This window comes from Microbacterium sp. CFSPD4_SD4 (assembly GCF_057364585.1).
The window spans coordinates 76,162-92,010 of sequence record NZ_JBNFOC010000005.1 but is presented as its reverse complement, the minus strand read 5'-3'; the positions used below and the strand labels follow the sequence as shown (position 1 = coordinate 92,010).

At 66.2% G+C, this 15,849-nt stretch carries 13 protein-coding genes; 8 read left to right on the top strand and 5 right to left on the bottom strand.

Features of this window, described 5'->3' with window-relative positions; all coding sequences use genetic code 11:
• Positions 1-364: 364 nt before the first annotated feature.
• Positions 365-1,003 carry a hypothetical protein gene (locus AC2W7E_RS09805; protein ID WP_485989014.1) on the top strand — a complete coding sequence of 213 codons (639 nt, stop codon included), beginning with the start codon at positions 365-367 and terminating at the stop codon, positions 1,001-1,003.
• A 530-nt stretch (positions 1,004-1,533) separates the two neighbouring features.
• Here the strand turns inward: AC2W7E_RS09805 and AC2W7E_RS09800 are convergent.
• Genes AC2W7E_RS09800 through AC2W7E_RS09785 form a run of 4 tightly spaced genes read right to left on the bottom strand, consistent with a single transcriptional unit; the run spans position 1,534 to position 6,540 of the window.
• Complete coding sequence (locus AC2W7E_RS09800) at positions 1,534-2,943, bottom strand: Ldh family oxidoreductase (protein WP_485989013.1); 1,410 nt, start codon at positions 2,941-2,943, stop codon at positions 1,534-1,536.
• Positions 2,944-2,957: 14 nt separating this feature from the next.
• Positions 2,958-4,082 carry a hypothetical protein gene (locus AC2W7E_RS09795; protein WP_485989012.1) on the bottom strand — a complete coding sequence of 375 codons (1,125 nt, stop codon included), beginning with the start codon at positions 4,080-4,082 and terminating at the stop codon, positions 2,958-2,960.
• The gene (locus AC2W7E_RS09790; protein WP_485989011.1) at positions 4,079-5,446 is read right to left on the bottom strand and encodes a class II 3-deoxy-7-phosphoheptulonate synthase; all 1,368 of its coding nucleotides are present in this window, start codon (positions 5,444-5,446) and stop codon (positions 4,079-4,081) included. The genes AC2W7E_RS09795 and AC2W7E_RS09790 overlap by 4 nt, the downstream gene beginning before the upstream one ends.
• Positions 5,447-5,457: 11 nt before the next feature.
• Positions 5,458-6,540 carry a hypothetical protein gene (locus AC2W7E_RS09785; protein WP_485989010.1) on the bottom strand — a complete coding sequence of 361 codons (1,083 nt, stop codon included), beginning with the start codon at positions 6,538-6,540 and terminating at the stop codon, positions 5,458-5,460.
• 478 nt (positions 6,541-7,018) lie between these two features.
• Between AC2W7E_RS09785 and AC2W7E_RS09780 the strand changes: the two genes are divergently transcribed.
• The 6 genes from AC2W7E_RS09780 (at position 7,019) to AC2W7E_RS09755 (ending at position 13,248) form a co-directional block, all read left to right on the top strand.
• Complete coding sequence (locus AC2W7E_RS09780; protein WP_485989009.1) at positions 7,019-7,222, top strand: PqqD family protein; 204 nt, start codon at positions 7,019-7,021, stop codon at positions 7,220-7,222.
• 259 nt (positions 7,223-7,481) lie between these two features.
• A complete protein-coding gene (locus AC2W7E_RS09775; protein WP_485989008.1) occupies positions 7,482-7,931 on the top strand; it encodes a CPBP family intramembrane glutamic endopeptidase in 450 nt (149 codons plus the stop codon).
• Between the two features lie 69 nt (positions 7,932-8,000).
• A complete protein-coding gene (locus AC2W7E_RS09770; RefSeq protein ID WP_485989007.1) occupies positions 8,001-8,777 on the top strand; it encodes a nucleotidyltransferase domain-containing protein in 777 nt (258 codons plus the stop codon).
• 64 nt (positions 8,778-8,841) lie between these two features.
• Complete coding sequence (locus AC2W7E_RS09765; protein ID WP_485989006.1) at positions 8,842-10,077, top strand: MFS transporter; 1,236 nt, start codon at positions 8,842-8,844, stop codon at positions 10,075-10,077.
• A gap of 200 nt (positions 10,078-10,277) precedes the next feature.
• Entirely contained in the window at positions 10,278-12,767 is a 2,490-nt protein-coding gene (locus tag AC2W7E_RS09760) for a histidinol-phosphate transaminase (protein WP_485989005.1), read from the top strand.
• A 1-nt stretch (position 12,768) separates the two neighbouring features.
• Positions 12,769-13,248, top strand: coding sequence for an Lrp/AsnC family transcriptional regulator (locus AC2W7E_RS09755; protein WP_025105602.1), 480 nt, complete (start codon positions 12,769-12,771; stop codon positions 13,246-13,248).
• Between the two features lie 33 nt (positions 13,249-13,281).
• Here AC2W7E_RS09755 and AC2W7E_RS09750 read toward each other — a convergent pair whose 3' ends face one another.
• Complete coding sequence (locus tag AC2W7E_RS09750; protein ID WP_485989004.1) at positions 13,282-14,835, bottom strand: dolichyl-phosphate-mannose--protein mannosyltransferase; 1,554 nt, start codon at positions 14,833-14,835, stop codon at positions 13,282-13,284.
• An 83-nt stretch (positions 14,836-14,918) separates the two neighbouring features.
• Here AC2W7E_RS09750 and rsmI point away from each other — a divergent pair, with 83 nt between their 5' ends.
• Positions 14,919-15,740, top strand: a complete 822-nt coding sequence (gene rsmI / locus AC2W7E_RS09745; RefSeq protein ID WP_485989003.1) for a 16S rRNA (cytidine(1402)-2'-O)-methyltransferase — start codon at positions 14,919-14,921, stop codon at positions 15,738-15,740.
• The last annotated feature ends 109 nt before the right edge of the window (positions 15,741-15,849 follow it).

Sequence of the window (15,849 nt, the reverse complement as noted above, 5' to 3'; positions counted from 1 at the left end):
CCGACAACGCCCAGCTGCTCGAGGTCGCGCTCGACGCCGGCGACGAGGAGACCGCCCGCGGGATCGCCCGCTTCCTGCTCGGCACGCTGCGGCAGGAGGGCGGCGGCTTCGGCGCTGCGCAGGATTCCGAATCGTGGATCGACGGGGCCCGCAGCGAGGGGGGCTACTACCTCCGTCCCGTCGCGGAGCGCGCGGCGCTGGAGCCGCCCGCCGTGGACGGCAAGGTCATCACGGGATGGAACGGCCTCGCGATCGGGGCACTCGCCCGGGCGGGGGCGGCGCTCGGCGAGGACACGTGGATCGCCGCCGCTGCGGAGGCCGCCGCTGCCGTGCTCGACACCAATCGCGGGGCGACGGCGCGCTCGTGCGGGCATCGCTGGACGGCCGGGCCTCCGCCGCGGTCGCCACGGCCGCCGACCTCGCGCTGCTCGCCGAGGGCCTGTTCGCCCTCGCGGCGGCCACCGGCGACGTCGCTCCGGCGGCCACGGCCCTGGGCCTCCTCGACGGAGCGCTGGACGGCGCCGCGGGGGACGACCCGATGCTCCGCGCGCAGGGCATCGCCGCCTCGCCCGACCACACCGACGGCGACCTCCCCTCGGACACGGCGGCGGTCGCGCACGCCGCGCTCACCGCCTGGCGGCTGGGAGCGGGGGACCGCTATCGCGCGGCAGCGGCGGAGCGGGTGGAGGCCCTCGCCTCCCGGGCGCTCGCCCAGCCCTTCGCCCACGGCAGTCTGCTCCGGGTCGCCGCCGGACTCGCCACCGCGCCGCGGCAGCTCGTCGTGGTGACGGAGGAGCCGAGTGGGGCGCTCGCCGCCGCGGCCCGCGGAGCCGATTCCGATGTCGTCGCGGTCGTCACGCCGGCGCAGGCCACGGCGTTCGCCGCGGCGGGGTTCGAGCTGTTCGAGGGCAAGGAGGCGACCGCCGAGCGCGCCTACGACTGCCGCGCCTTCGTCTGTCGCCTGCCGGTGAGCGATCCGGCCGACATGTCGATCACCCGCTGACCACCGGCCCTCGCTTCCTCAGCTGCTCCTACACCGGAAACGAACCGGTTTCGAAGAAGAGACGGGCATGGCCGCGCAGTGGATCGAATGGGTCGACGTCCCGGCGGGAACACTGCGGCAGGGGACACCGGCCGACGGCGCCGGTGCGTTCGGAGTGCTCGACACGGCCGGCAACTTCGACGAGTGGACCTCGACCCGATACGCGGCGTACTCGGGCGCGCCGACAGCGTCTCGGCCGCCGAGGACTGGGCGGCGGCCCGCACATCACACGCGGCGGCGCGTTCCGCCACGACGTGGACCTGGCTCGCTGCGCACGGCGGCAGGGCGCCTACGAGGCCGACCTGGTCACGGCGGGCACCGGGTTCAGGCTCGCGGCCTCTGCCGTCTGAGCACGGGTACCGCTGTGTGCGGTGTCGTGGTCGCTGCTTCCTGTCGACGGTTCTCTCGGACTTGGTGTACCGCCACGCCCCGAACGCGCTCGTTCTCCCCATCGGCCGGATCGAGACATCATCCGAGTGCCGCGACCACGCCTAGAGGAACGGGGCGAGGGAGCGAAGCGCATCGTCGTCGAGATACACGTCGTGGGCTCCGGGGGCGGTGGTCTTGCTGCGTCCTGGTATGCGTACTGGCGATGACTTCCGGACCGGCGAGCTGGAAGCGACATAGGCGAGGAGGCGATCCACATCCAGAAGGAACTCGCTCTCCTGAGCGCCGAAGGCCCGAGGGTCCAGGACGGCCACCACGGCAGCGTTTCCGCTCGACAATCGTCCTGGTTGGCTGAACCCACCGCGTCCCCAGACCCCCGCGAGCACCTCGACCATCAATCCCAGCCCGTACCCCTTGTGCCCGAATTCGCGACCGCCCAAGGGCTGTAGGAACGCGGTGTGTCGTTCGGTGAGGGCCGCCGGGGTTCGTATGTCCTGGCCTCTTCGGTCGATGAGCACTCCGGCCGCCACGAGGTTCCCCGCTTTGGCTGCAACCTGCACGGCTCCATCCGACGAAGATGCGGTCCCGACATCGACGATGATGGGATCGCCGTCGGACACAGGGCACGCAAACGCTATCGGATTGGTGGCAAGGCGTGGTTCCGATCCGCCCGCGGGCGTGACCTTCTGGCCACCGCCTCGTCCGTTCACGAATGCGATCGCGAGCCGACCATCCTCGGCAACGCCGCGGATCAGGTCGGCAACTCGACCAAGATGACCGCTGTTCCTGATGGCGATCCAACCGATGGGGACCTCAAGCGCCGAGGCGTGTTCGCGAACGTGCGCCGCCACCACGGGGCCCAGTGCATTGTCGCCATCCACCACCATGCGATCCGCTCCTATGGGTGAACAAGTAGGACGTCCGCGGGGATTGACAACCCCTCTTCCGATCTTGGTGACGTATTCGGGAACACGATGAAAACCATGAGAGCTGTACCCAGCCCTCTCCGCTCGCGTGAGGCTCGCCACGACGATCGCGGCATCGTCAGAAGAGAGCCCCGCCGCGAGAAGAGCACCGCTCGCCGCCTTCTGCACGACTGTCAACGGAAGCGTCTGCAACTTCTGCCGCTCTTCTCGCTCCGCTGACGGTCCAGTCTCGATGCGATTCATGAGCGCGCCGAATTCACGGGTGGATTCGTACTCCCATCCATCTGTCGGAACAAGCGATCTGGACTCCGGCGGTTCGATCGGGCCGACACACAGCACATTCTGTTCGGCATCTGCGAGCCATTTGTAGACCCGTGTTGGTGGCGGAGTGCTGCGATTCAACAGGAGCATAAAGGGTTCCATGCTGTCGTCCAGAACGGCAGAAAGCACGGCATCCAGTGATGTCGGAGGGACGTTGTCAACCAGAGCATCGACGGAGACGAGACGCCACTGGCAGAATCTGTGTGCGTTCTCGTGGAGCCACGCAGCCTCGGGGGCACCGACGACGACAACGGTGTTCTTACGCATGGAGTCCGTGTCGATCATTTCGCGGCGTAGATGGAAGCAAGGCGTCGAGCCGCTTCGTATGGGTCTGCGGTCGACTTCGTCAGGATCGCCGCAAGCGCATGCGCAGCCTCTGCCAAATTCGCGTCGTCTGAGACAACACCGCCTGTCGGAGATCCAAGTGATGAGCGAGTCGTCGTGATGTTGAGCCAGTCCATGACGAGGAGGTGGGTTATCAGGCGCCGGTCCAGGTGGGCGAGGGGGCCCTGACTGTCCTCCATATGGTCGATGGATACGACATGGCGTTCCGAGAGTCCGGGAATGGTCGAGTAGCGTCCGAGAAAGCGTGCGACGTCGGCTTCGGCGGAAGAGCGGTGCACGGCCGGATCGATGACAGAGATGGTTTCTGCACTGCCGATGAGGATGTGTTCTGGCTTCAGATCCCCGTAAACCAGACCGTATCGCGCATGAGGGCGCTGACGGTAGTAGGCGACACATTCGGTCAGAGCCCTGAGCGAACGACGCGCGCGTTCTCCGATCTGGAGGCTGTCGAGGTAGTCCCGATAGTAGTGGGGATGGAATTTTCTTTCGAAAGTCGATTCGATCGAATGTCGATGCGCAAGATTGATCGCGTGTGTGTGTCTTCTCGGTGTCGTTCCGTCGTTCCAGATGTGGTTCAGGAACTCCCATAGAGGACCTAAGTCGGGTGGCGTGCGGGTGTGAGCGAGCGGCGTCGCCGGAGACAGGTCCTGGACTGCAACGATGTTCTGGCGAGAGAAGAGCACCTCCGGTACGCGAATGGGGAACCCGCGCGCGTTATCCGCCGCCGCGCGGTAGGACACCTCCGCACTCGAGGGCCCGTCCGATTCGGGCTTGATGACTCGCTCCACGATACGTGCCGCGTCCACCTGGTTCTCGCGGCTCAACACGGAGATCAGCCGGACTCTCGACGTTCCGCTGAGGCAGCACTTAACGATGACCTTCTCACGATCCAGCGTCGCCCTGAACACGACGTCGGTGACGCTCTCGACAGGCATGACCGCGTCGAGTCGGAGCCCGCATCGAGCCGTCACGTCTTCGATGTACTGTGCTGCAAGGGTCTCGACGATGCGTCGAGATTCGGCGACTCGTCCGGACTCGGGGACTCCGAGCGAACGGCTCATCCTGCGTTGCGAAGATGCTCGGCCGCAAGGAAAGCAAGATCAAGGCTCTGCGTGCCGTTTAGTCTCGGATCGCAGAGGGACTGATAGTTGAGGTCCAGGTCGGACTCAGACATCGCCCAACTTCCGCCCGTGCATTCCGTGACGTCTTCTGGCGTCAGCTCGAGATGGACTCCGCCAGGGTGCACTCCTTCCGCACGGGCCACGTCGATGAAGGCGATGAGCTCGCTCGCCACTCGGTCGAAGTCTCGCGTCTTCGTCCCGTCGCGAGTCGTCCGAGTATTCCCATGCATCGGATCAGACATCCAGACAACGGGATGCCCGGCTTCGCGCACCGCGCGCATGAGGGGCGGCAGGGAAGGAGTGATTCTGTCGGCGCCCATGCGCGCCATGAGCACGAGTCGTCCCGGAGTCTTATCGGGGTCGAGCAGTCTGCAGAGGTCTGTGACTTCGGCCGGCGTGCACGCGTCACTGATCTTCACGCCGATGGGGTTTCCGATGCCGCGCATGTACTCGACATGCGCTCCGGAGAGTTGCCGGGTGCGCTCGCCGATCCAGAGAAGGTGCGCAGAGCATCCGTACCAGTCGTTGGTGAGCGAGTCCCGTCGGGTCAATGCCGATTCGTAGTCGAGGACGAGGCCTTCGTGCGCTGTGTAGAAGTCAGATTCGGTCAGCATCCGGGAATCTGCCGCTCCGCAGGCGCGCATGAACTGAAGCGCTCGATCGATATCGTGCGCGAGTGCTTCGTACCGATGTCCGGCGGGGCTCTGCGCCACGAAGTCCTGATTCCAATTGTGGACTTGGTCCAAGCTGGCGAATCCGCCGGTGGTGAACGCACGCACGAGGTTCAGCATCGACGCAGAGAAGTTGTACCCCCGCACCAGCCGCGTTGCGTCAGGCGCCCGTGACTCCGGGTCCTCGAATTCACTGTTGATGAGGTGTCCGCGGAACGTCGGGAGAGTGCCGGACGGGGTCACCTCGGTCGGACTCGACCGAGGCTTGGCGAATTGTCCGGCCATTCTTCCAATCTTCACGACGGGAAGGCCTGTACCGTGGGCGAGGATCACTGACATCTGCAGAATGATCTTCAACTGGTCGCGGATCCGATCCGCATTGAGCACATCGAAGGATTCCGCGCAGTCCCCGGCGATCAGGGCGAATCCCCTGCCGCTCGCGACGTCCGCCAGGCGTTCGCGCAGTCGACGGATCTCACCAGCAAAAACCAGCGGCGGCAGAGCGCGAAGCTTTGCGAATTCGGCACGTGCGACCTCAGGGTTGCTCCAGAGGACGGGCTGAGCCTCGGACCGCTCGCGCCAACGTTCGATTTCCCCCAACTCGGGGGTGAGTTGTGCTGCAGTGGCCTTCATCCCGGGTCCTTTCACTTCTCGAACATCAGACGGTGAGCGGACTCGTTGTCCTGCCATGTGCCGGCACGGGCGTCGAGCGCGACCATCTGCTGAATCGTGGCCTGGCTATGCCGAGGTGAGAACCACCCCAGCCAGTCGGGCCTGTTGGCATCTCGCGCCGTGACGATATGGGGCAGGAGCTTCTGGAAGATCTGGTCTCGGGACAGCTCTTCGTGCGGTGCGCTCGAGGAGGACGACCAGAGCGGGAACACCAGTCGCTGGACGAGCGCCGACGCCTGAGCATGGAATCCCAGCCGGGCAAAGAGTTCACGCCAAGGAACTCTGATCTTGGATTCTCTCTGCCACTCGTCGTCTCCCGGCACACCTGCCAGGTCAGCAGTGGACGCGAAGGACCGGAGAGTCCCGGCGAAGACGCTGATGTTCTCAGGGCATGCGAATGCGATCAACCCGTCGGGGCTGGGGACGACGACGATGCGCTCGCAGGACAGCGCTGCCTGCGGACCACGTTCGGAGACGCTCATGAACAGAGTGGTCTTGCCGGCTCCGCGATCGCCAAGTACCAGCACGGCCTTTCCGGAGGGATCAAGCACGGCCGCGCCGTGCACGACAACCGCACCGAGAGACTCGAGCCATGGGATGAAGATCAGATCCCGGACAATCCTGCGAACATCGGTTGCGCCAGACGTCGGTACGGCGTTCTCGACGACTATTCGGCGATCCTGGGGAGTGGCCGTCACCAGTGAACCTGTGCGCGTTGAATGGATGACGCGACCACCAGCCGGTTGGTTCCAGAGGTCGCCGTATCTGCCGTCATAGCTGTGCGAGCCCTCGTGCAGCAGAATGCGTTCACTCGCGGAGTCTGGACTACTGCCGGCGCGGCTCGCATACCTGATTTCCGCAAGCAGCAGACCTGGGCCTTCAGCAGAAGAAGGTCGCTCGGGCTCGATCCGGAAAAAGTCACCTATCTCGTCGTCGAGCTGTTGGCGCACCTGGTCATCATCGGCGACGACGCGCACGGACGCTCCAGCGAACGACACATAGAACACCGTGACCGCCGAATCAATGCGGGCGCCGCTCTTCTCTATGTCCGCCATGTGCATCACGCTAGCCCAGATTGGTCACGGCACAGGAGACTCTCGGGGCATACCGAACCGTTTCGTACTGGTATATCGAACGAGTCGGCATAATTCGGGTCAACCGATGCCATGATGGCTGTTCATTGAGTCGTCTGCAGGCGGGTTCTATTGTGGAGTGCGGCACGAGCAAGCAGGCATGGACCACAGGGATATTGTCGCGCGTGAAGACTCGATGGATCTTCCAGCACCCGCTGGGGGTGAAAGAACGTATGACGAGAAATGTGGTGCAATATGAATGAATATCAGAAGCCGACGCTCGAGCCGGTGGAGATTGCCACGGCGCCTTTCGACAATCTGGCGTGACGATTCGCCAGCCCGGTGTCTTAGGTGCCGGGCTGGCTTCCACGACGGTCGATAATCCTGAGGAGACAGCGCATTGGTGGATGAAAGATTTAGCAGGTCGTATGATGTCACCGTCGTCCCGGTGAGATCGGAGATGTTTCTCGTGCGTCGCTCCCAGGCGTTCCGGGTAAACGAAACGGGGCTGCACATCTGGAACCGTCTCGAAGGCGATGTCACCGGTGCTGAACTCGCCGTTGATGTCGCCGCGAAATACGGAATCGACGAGGCAGTGGCGTCCAGAGACGTGGAAGAATTCATTCAGGAACTGAAACAGCGCAGACTTGTCGAAGTCGACTGAAGCTCGGCCGGAGGCGCGACGAAAAGATCTTCGGCGCCTCGTCGCCGCGCTGCTCCTGAGCGGCGTCACCCCTCTATTCTGGGGGCTGCCTCTCATCGCGGTCGGGCTGGCAATGCTCGGGAGCACGCTGCTCGGACGCACTCAAGTGAGACGATTCGTCTCTAATCTGTGGATTCGTCGGTGTATCGGGGCTCTCCCGTACATTTGTGCTCTGGGGGCACCCATTGACTGGAGTGGTTCCTTGGATCCTGTGTATTGGGTGATCGGACTCTCCTCGGCCCTCACCGTTCATTTCGTTCGCAGAAGCTCATTGGTCTTTGCGTTCAACCCCCAGCTGCTTGCAGCGATGCCGACCGAAAGCGCAGCCCGGCGTTACTCTGAAAGCGCCTACTATCTCCTTCCGGCGATTCTTCAAGAGCTCTTGTTCCGTGGTGTTCTCATCACGGCTCTCGCAGCCCTGGACTATCCGACACCCGCTATCATCGCGGCGTCGGCCACGCTGTTCGTGATCGACCATCTCTTCACCAAGAACGAGCACGTTAGGCCTTCGGCGCGCAACCTTCTCACGTGGGCTGGACCGGGCATTGTCTGGGCTGGAATCGTCACGATGGGGGGATCGATATGGATAGCAGTCTGCTCACATATTCTTTTGAATCTGCCCGCAATCGTCCTTCCTCATCTTCGTGGACGACCTCACCGATCTGGATAGTGGAACCGTGTACATCGTTACCCGCAAACGCGAAGTCGATCTACGACAGCTCAATCGAGGTACTTCAACATGACCATTCCCAATCTTCGCGACTCCGCCGTGCAGGATCGACTCCGATCATTCCTCGGCGAGCGTCATGCGCGTAACCTCGTTTTTGTCGGCGGGTCGCTCGTGGAGGGTTTCGGAAACTCCATGTCAGATATCGACATCATCTCGGTGAGCGAACGTGATCCGGACGTCGGCGCGTTCCCGTCCATGCAGGAGATAGGGGCGGCCCACGCGATCGAGATATCAGCGTTCGAGGGAACAAGGGTCGATGCGGAGATCATCTCTCGCAGCAACGTCGAGGGGATCATCGATTCCGTCGAGAGCGGGGCTCGTCACCCTGGGTCGATGGGACCAACGGAAACGACTCTCCTGAACAACCTCTTCGTGGGTATCCCTCTGTTCAACGTGAACCAATCGGCGCTATGGAGGGATGGACTGAACTGGGCCTCTTGGCGTCGAACCCTTTTTCGTGCGTGCAACACCCGCTATCGCGGATCGAGCGAGGACGCGCAGGGTGCCATCGAGGGCGGAAATCACTGGGTCGCTTTCTACAGCTCGCTGCACGCCCTTGACGCGAGCGCTGACGCGCTTCTCATCGCCGCTGGCTCTATGAGCGTTCGCGGGAAGTGGCGTATGAACTACTTCTCGAAGTTCGGGATGGACGAGCAGAGTCGTGAGTATTGGGGTCTGGTCGCCCGGTCCGGAGACACGCCGGGTGAAGTGATTCGGATCGCCAAGAGGCGACTGATGGTGGCGCAGCGGTGGATGCATGACGCGGGCGTCACGGTCAGCGAGTGAGGCACGGGGGCCGGTCCAGACCGCTGCTCTGTGCCTTTCGTCGTCCGCGACCTGAAGAAGTGACATGAACGCGCACTCCACTTACGCGATGGGCTTCTTCTGGGCAGGTCGCGGGCTTGCAGCTTTTGGCGCGACGCTCTCGAGCCTTGCCATTCCGTTCATGCTGACTGTTTCCCTGGGACTCGATCCCGTGTCGGCGTCGCTCGTCATGGCGGCCCCGTTGGTGATGAATCTTCTCTCGCCGCTGTACGCAGGGGTGCTGGCTGACGCTCTCGACAGGCGTGTCGTGATGGTGCTGGCAGACGTCATTCGCGCCGTCCTCCTAGCCTCCCTGGGCGTTGTGGTGCAGTACTCGACCACCGTGGCCATCGCTGCACTTGTCGTCCTGAACTCACTCCTCGCAATCGCCAGTGCCGTGTCGAACGCCAGTTTCCGTGCGGGCTTCCCTGACATCGTCGGGGAGAGCGCGTTGTACCGGGCCAACGCGCGACTTCAATACATCGGCACGGTCTCTAGCTCGGCCGGAGGGTTGCTCGGAGGCGCGCTGATGAGTGCGCTCGGTGCTCCACCTGCTCTGTTCATCAATGCAGCGCTCGTTCTGATCTCTGCATGGAGTGCGGCGACGGTGCCGTGGCCGTTGTCTGCGCCGTCGTCTCGAAGCGGATCACGCCGAAGGAAGCTGCCCTACTGGCGTCGTGTGGGCCAGGGGTTCGAGCTGGTGTGGCGAGACCGACTGCTTCTCTCGTTGGTCACAGCCAGCACCGTGACGAACCTGTTCGTGAGCGTGGGGAGCTTCACCCTGCTGTGGCTGCTTGTTCGCATCAACGATTTCTCGTACTTCTCGTACGCTCTCGTGCTCTCTGTCGGCTCTGTCGGGGCGGTGCTCGGGGCGCTCTCGAGCGAGCGAATTTCATCGCGTCTCACGACCCCCTGGATCGTCCAGGGGACCGCCCTTCTTCTTTATGGGACATTCCTCGCGTCCTACGGGTTCGTCTCCGGCAACGGATGGGGCGTCGTCGTGCTGTGCTGTGCGCTTGACCTCGTCATCGGTTTCGCCCTGTCGCTGTATGTGATCAGCAACTCTGTCCAGCAACAACGAATTGTCGGTTCCGCCGAACGGGGAAGTGTCTCGGCCGTTCGAAGCTTCGGCAATGGCCTGGCACTTGCAGGGGGTACCGCACTCGCGGGGCTGGGTGTCAGCGCTCTGGATTCTCACCTGATCATGTTCCTGAGTGGACTCGGCATCTTCGTCTCCGGAGTGGTGTTCCTGTGGAGAGTCGCGAAGCACGTTCGACGATGAGAAGTCATCCCGTTCCGGCAGCAGCTCGTACAAGCCGCAGTCGGGTACGTCCTCATTGTGCAATCTGCCTAGGGTTTCCTCCCTTCTTGCCCGTCGATCGCGCGCGGTGCGCAACTTCCTGTGCGCCGATTGCCCAGTGGCCGGATTCCGTTCTAGTGTTGCGCGACACCTCACCCGATCAGAGCAAGGACGCTATGACGATGCCCCTTCCCACTCGCGCCGGACTCGACGCCGTTCCCGCTTACCGTCAGGGGCTCTCCGCTCTGGCCGGTGCGTCCAAGCTCTCCTCGAACGAATCCCCGCACCCGCCGCTCCCGTCGGTCGTCGAGGCCGTGCGTGAGCGCCTCGACGGAATCAACCGCTATCCCGATATGAGTGCCGCAAAGCTGCGCGAGCGACTCGCCTCCCGCTACGGTGTCGACGTCTCCGAAGTCACCGTCGGCGCGGGGTCGGTGGAGATCGCCGCCCAGCTCATCCACGCGGTCGCCGGTGAGGGGGACGAGGTCATCTTCGCGTGGCGGTCGTTCGAGGCCTACCCGTCGCTCGTCCGCATCGCCGGGGCGACGCCCGTCCCGGTGCCGTTCGACGCGCACCACGGTCACGACCTCGGCGCGATGCTGGCGGCGATCACCCCGCGCACCCGTCTGATCTTCGTCTGCAACCCGAACAACCCGACGGGCACCGTCGTGAGTGCCGACGAGCTGGAGCGTTTCGTCGCTGCGGTGCCGCACGACGTGCTCGTAGTGATCGACGAGGCCTATGTGCACTTCGACCGCACCGAGAGCAGGGGAGCCGGCATCGAGCTGTTCTGCCGCCACCCGCACGTGGCGGTGCTGCACACCTTCTCCAAGGCCTATGGGCTCGCTGGGCTCCGGATCGGCTACGCCATCGCGCCGGCAGCCGTCGCCGAGAACCAGCGCAAGGTGGCGGTGCCGTTCGGCGTGACCGATCTCGCCCAGACCGCTGCCCTCGCGTCCCTCGACGCCGAGGACGAGCTCGCGACGCGTATCGACGAGGTGGTCGCCCAGCGCGACCGCCTGTATGGCGTGCTCACCGCCGCCGGCTGGCCCGCCGTCCGCTCGCAGGCCAACTTCGTCTGGGTCCCGCGGGGAGCGCACTGCCGAACTCGACGCCCTCCTGCATGCCGGCGGCGTGGTCGCCCGCGCCTTCCCCGGCGAGGGCATCCGCATCTCGTCTGGCTCCGCCGCCGACATCGACAGGGTGGAAGCCGCCCTTGCGGTCTCCGGCGACGCCGCGCACGAGTCCGACCACGATTCCGACCTGATGGAGGTGGGCGCGTGACCACCGAGATCCCCGTCACCACGACGACCACGAAGGGCCTGCACCCGGGCCTCACCCGCCGCCAGATCTCCATGATGGGGCTCGGCGGCGCGATCGGCGCGGGGCTGTTCGTCGGCTCCGGGCAGGCGATCAGCATCGCGGGACCCGCCGTGCTCATCTCCTACCTCGTCGCGGGCGGCATCGTCGTGCTCGTGATGGCGATGCTCGCCGAGATGGTGGCGGCCCGCCCCAGCTCCGGCGCCTTCAGCTCCTACGCCCAGAAGGCCATGGGGCGCAGCGCCGGCAGCGCGGTGGGCTGGCTGTACTGGATCCAGCTCGTCGTCGTGATCGCCGCCGAGGCGACCGGCGCGGCCGGGATCGTGGCGAACTGGGTACCCGGGATCCCCGCGTGGGTGTGGGTGCTCGTGTTCGTCGTGGCGCTCACCGCGGTGAACCTCTTCGGCGTGCGCAACTACGGCCGTTTCGAGTTCTGGTTCGCGGCGATCAAGGTCGCCGCGATCATCGCCTTCCTCGTCGTCGGCGTGTGCGCGATCGTCGGACTCATCCCCGGCGTGCCGGCGACCGGCATCTCGAACCTGGTGGATGAGGGCGGCTTCGCCCCGCACGGCATCACCGGCATCGCCGCGGCGCTCCTCATCGTCGTCTTCGCGTTCGGCGGCACCGAGGTCGTCGCGATCGCGGCCGCCGAGTCGGACGACCCCTCCCGCAACATCCGCCGGATCGTGCGCGAGGTGCTCGTGCGCATCCTCGTCTTCTACGTCGGCTCGATCTTCGTCATCGTCGCGGTGCTCCCGTGGGACGACCCCGCCGTGCAGGCCGGTCCGTTCTCGGCGGTCCTGGACACCCTGAACGTGCCGGGCGTCGGCCTCGTGATGGACCTCATCGTGGTGATCGCGCTGCTCTCGGCCATGAACGCCAACATCTACGGCGCCTCCCGGATGGCGTACTCGCTGGGGGAACGCGGGCTGGCGCCGCTGTCCGTCACCCGGACGAGCCTCAAGGGCGTGCCGTTCGTCGCCGTCCTCGCCTCGGTGGCCTTCGGCTTCGTGACCGTCGGGCTGAACTGGGCCTTCCCGGACGTCGTGCTCCCGGCGCTGCTGAACGTCGTGGGGTCGACCCTGCTGGTGATCTGGACGGCGACGGCGATCTCGCAGATCGTGCTGCGCCGGCGGGCCGACCGTGCCGGCGAGGCGATGCCCATGCGGCTCTGGGGCTTCCCCTGGGTGTCGTGGCTGTGCCTCGTGCTGCTCGCCGCCGTGATCGCGCTCGCGATGATCGACCCGGCTGCGCGCATCCAGCTGCTGCTCACGCTCGGGCTCACCGCGGTGTTGCTCGTCGTCGCCCGCCTGACGCGGGGTGTCTCCCGCCCCGGCATCGTCAAGGAGTGACGTGCGGATCGATCGCCTCGACGCCGCGCTGATCCGGCTGCTGACGGAGTCGCCGCAGCTGCCCCTCCTGGAGTGCGCGCGCCGGCTGGGCATCGCGCGGGGGACGGCCACGAGCCGTCTCGCGCGCCTGCACGAGGGTGGGGTGATCGAGGCGATCGTGCCGCGCATCGACCCCGCCGGCTTCGGGTACGGCGTCGTGGCGTTCTGTCTCGTCGAGATCGATCAGAAGGTGGGGCATGACGACGTCGCGACCGCCCTCGCGGACGCGGTGCCGGAGATCGTCGACATGCACACGGTGACCGGCGCGAGCGACATGCAGCTTCGGCTCGTCGCCCGCGATGCGACCCGCCTCCAGGAGGTGCTGGACCGGGTCGCCCTCGTGCCGGGGGTCGCGCGGACCGCGTCCTCCATCGCCATGCGCACGCATCTCTCGGGTCGCGTGCTCCCGCTCGTGGAGCACGTGGCCGACGAGGTCTCCTGACCCGGGCTCGGAGTCCGGTCGGTCAGACGCCGGTCAGACCCAGCCCGGCAGCCAGTTGTGCAGGCGCCAGAAGTCGTAGGGCACGCTCATCCCCGTCCACAGCGGCAGGAAGAACGCCGAGACGAGGACGACGACGCCGAGGAAGATCAGGACGGTCCGCTGTCCCGACTGGCGGCGCGGGAGCGGGTCCTCCCGGCGCCCGGCGATGATCCGCAGTGTGGCGGTGAGCGCGAGCACGAGGAACGGCATCATCACGACCGTGTAGAACTGGAAGATCGTCCGGTCGGGGAACATGAGCCAGGGCAGATAGGTCACCGCGAGCCCCACGAGCGGGAGGCTGAGCGCCGGGCCGACCGGCTGCCGCGTGATCCACCCGCGGATGAGGCGGTAGAGCAGGTACACGCTGGCCGCGACGCCGCCGTACCAGATGAGCGGGTTGGGGATCGCCGAGATCACGCCGATGCAGTGGTCGACGCCGCAGCCGGTGGGGTCGCTGTCGACCCACACCGCGGTGGGGCGGAGCAGGAAGGGCCACTCCCACGCCGGGCTCGCGTACGGGTGCCCGCGGGTGAGGCCCACGTGGAACCCGAGCATGGCCTCGTGGTAGTTCCACAGGGCGATGAGCGGGTTCGGATCGCTGCCGCGGTCGTAGCCGTTCGCCGTCACCAGCCATCCGGTCCAGCTCGCCAGGTAGACCGCGAACGCGGGGACGACGAGGAGGACGAACGACACCGGCCCCTGGCGGAAGACCGCGGACGCCGGCCACACGACCACCCCGCCGCGGCGCCGGGCGAGGGCGTCGGTGATGACGACGTAGAGTCCGAAGCCCGCGAGCACGTACAGCCCCGACCACTTCACCGCCGAGGCGGCGCCGAGTGCGAGCCCTGCGGCGACGAGCCACGGACGACGCCAGAGGATCGGTCCCCACAGCGGGTGCTCGTCGTCGGGGTTCCGACGTTCGAGCAGCGGGATCGTGCGCTGGCGGTCGATGAGCACGAACAGCACGCCCAGCAGCACGAAGAAGGTGAGGATGCCGTCGAGCAGCGCGATGCGGCTCATCACGATGCTGAGGCCGTCGATCGCGAGGAGCGTCCCCGCCACCGTCGCCGCCACGACGGAGCCGGTCAGGCGTCGCGCGATGAGGAAGACCAGCAGCACCGACCCCGCACCGAGGACGGCGGTCGCCAGACGCCAGCCGGCGCTGTTGTCCGGGCCGCCGATGGCCATGCCCAGCGCGATGAGCCACTTCCCGAGCGGCGGGTGCACGATGAAGGCGCCCTTGTTCGTCAGCGGGAGCTCCTGCAGGGTGATGAAGGCGTCGTTCGCGTTCTCGCCCCACACCCCCTCGTACCCGAGGCTCCACAGCGACCAGGCGTCCTTGACGTAGTAGGTCTCGTCGAAGGCGAGCTGGTGCGGATGGCCGACGTTCGCCAGGCGCAGCACCGCCGCGAGGGCCGTGACCAGCAGCGGGGCCAGCCAGCCGATCGCCCGGCCCCAGTCCGGAGCCTGCAGCACGCGGTCGCGGAGTCGCTCGTAGCGCGTGAGCCGCTCCTCGGGGATAGGCAGGAGGGGCTCGGGCGCGGTCACCGGTCCAGCCTAGACACACTCCACCCTGTGCTCCCGGTATGCCGGCTCCGGTCCCGTCTCAGGTCCACGCCTAAGCTGGGCGGGTGATCATCCTCGCCGCGACCCCGATCGGAAACCTGGGCGATGCGTCGCGGCGACTCGTGGAGGTGCTGGAGAACGCGGAGATCGTCGTGGCGGAGGACACCCGCACGACGCAGCGCCTCCTGCAGGCCCTCGCGATCGACAACCGGCCCCGCTTGATCGCGCTGCACGACCACAACGAGAAGCAGAAGGCCGCGGAGCTCGCCGCGCTCGCCGCGGAGACCGACCTCGTGGTGCTGAGCGATGCGGGCATGCCGACCGTGAGCGACCCGGGATACGGCCTCGTCGCCGAGGCGGTGGCGCAGGGGGTCACGGTGACCGCGATCCCGGGGCCCAGCGCGGTGCTGATGGCCCTGGCGATCTCGGGGCTGCCGACGGACCGCTTCACCTTCGAGGGGTTCCTGCCGCGGAAGCCGGGGGAGCGCCGGGCGACCCTTTCCGCCCTCGTCGCCGAGCCGCGCACGATGGTGTTCTTCGAGTCGCCCTCGCGCCTGGCGACGACCCTGACCGACATGGGGGCCGCTTTCGGCGCGGACCGCCGGATCGCCGTGTGCCGGGAGCTGACGAAGCTGTACGAGGAGGTCCGTCGTGGCACCGCGTCCGAGCTCGCCGCCTGGGCCGCCGACGGCGTGAAGGGCGAGATCGTGGTGGTCGTCGAGGGGGCGCCGCGGCGGGAGGCCTCCCCGGAGGACGCCCTCGCCCAAGTGCAGGCCCTGGTCGCGGACGGCACCCGCCTGAAGGATGCGGCCTCCGAGGTCGCGGCCCTGACGGGCTTGTCCTCCCGGGATCTGTATCAGGCGGCACTGGCGGCGCGGTCGCGGTGACCAGGTCGCAGATTCGCACCCCGGTCGCAGGGATGCGCGGGACGGGCGCGACATGAGCGCGGATCTGCGACCTCCCGCGGGACAGGATTCCCCCGCAGATTCGCACCGG

Excerpts from the sequence above, each read along its gene's own strand:
- AC2W7E_RS09800 (WP_485989013.1), bottom strand. The coding sequence starts at position 2,943 with ATGCGTAAGAACACCGTTGTCGTCGTCGGTGCCCCCGAGGCTGCGTGG.
- AC2W7E_RS09795 (WP_485989012.1), bottom strand. The coding sequence starts at position 4,082 with ATGAGCCGTTCGCTCGGAGTCCCCGAGTCCGGACGAGTCGCCGAATCT.
- AC2W7E_RS09790 (WP_485989011.1), bottom strand. The coding sequence starts at position 5,446 with ATGAAGGCCACTGCAGCACAACTCACCCCCGAGTTGGGGGAAATCGAA.
- AC2W7E_RS09785 (WP_485989010.1), bottom strand. The coding sequence starts at position 6,540 with ATGGCGGACATAGAGAAGAGCGGCGCCCGCATTGATTCGGCGGTCACG.
- AC2W7E_RS09780 (WP_485989009.1), top strand. The coding sequence starts at position 7,019 with ATGTTTCTCGTGCGTCGCTCCCAGGCGTTCCGGGTAAACGAAACGGGG.
- AC2W7E_RS09770 (WP_485989007.1), top strand. The coding sequence starts at position 8,001 with ATGACCATTCCCAATCTTCGCGACTCCGCCGTGCAGGATCGACTCCGA.
- AC2W7E_RS09765 (WP_485989006.1), top strand. The coding sequence starts at position 8,842 with ATGAACGCGCACTCCACTTACGCGATGGGCTTCTTCTGGGCAGGTCGC.
- AC2W7E_RS09760 (WP_485989005.1), top strand. The coding sequence starts at position 10,278 with ATGCCCCTTCCCACTCGCGCCGGACTCGACGCCGTTCCCGCTTACCGT.